Below are 537 nucleotides of genomic sequence, written 5' to 3'. Positions count from 1 at the left end.
GCGGTAAGGCGTCAGTAAATCGAAAGAAAAATATTGTTAACAGGCCTCAATGCGGCTGATGTTGATCGATAAGTGAAGCCATGTGCTTGGCGTCTAGATGCAGTGCATTACTAGGATGCGGTGCTGCTGGTCCAGGGCCTGTTCTGTGCGTAGAAGCGGCGCCCTCGCCGGGGAGGCGTTATCGTTGAATAGTGGAAGGCGCTGGCGGGTAGCGCTTGGTGTCAGTTTTTGCGGAAGGATTCGATCTTTGGTATAACGCCCGACCATTTCACAGGAAGGATCCTTATGAAACGCACCATAATTGGCGCCATGCTCGTTGCCGTTACTGCGCTGTCGTTGAGCGGCTGCTTCGAATCCGAGGCCGAAGAGAAGGCGAAGGAGCAGCAAGAGGCCAGCGAAAAACTCTGGGAAATCACGCCGCCAGACCGGAGCAAGGACCAAGGGTTTAAGCCATGATCCGCGCCTTCGCACTAGCTATCATTGCTTTAGTCAGCGCTGGACTACTCAGTGGGTGTCTGGAGTCAGAGGCAGAGAAGC

The 537-nt window shown here is 54.4% G+C and carries 1 protein-coding gene; it reads left to right on the top strand.

Going from position 1 to position 537, the window contains the following annotated elements; all coding sequences use genetic code 11:
- Positions 1-285: 285 nt before the first annotated feature.
- On the top strand, positions 286-456 hold the full coding sequence (locus tag J5M58_RS26075; protein WP_196173778.1) for a hypothetical protein: 171 nt from the start codon (positions 286-288) through the stop codon (positions 454-456).
- Positions 457-537: the final 81 nt, after the last annotated feature.

It is taken from the genome of Pseudomonas sp. 32_A, assembly GCF_017490905.1.
Lineage (GTDB): Bacteria > Pseudomonadota > Gammaproteobacteria > Pseudomonadales > Pseudomonadaceae > Aquipseudomonas > Aquipseudomonas inefficax.
The sequence above is the reverse complement of the archived record's forward strand: the minus strand, read 5'-3'. Positions and strand labels throughout refer to the sequence as shown.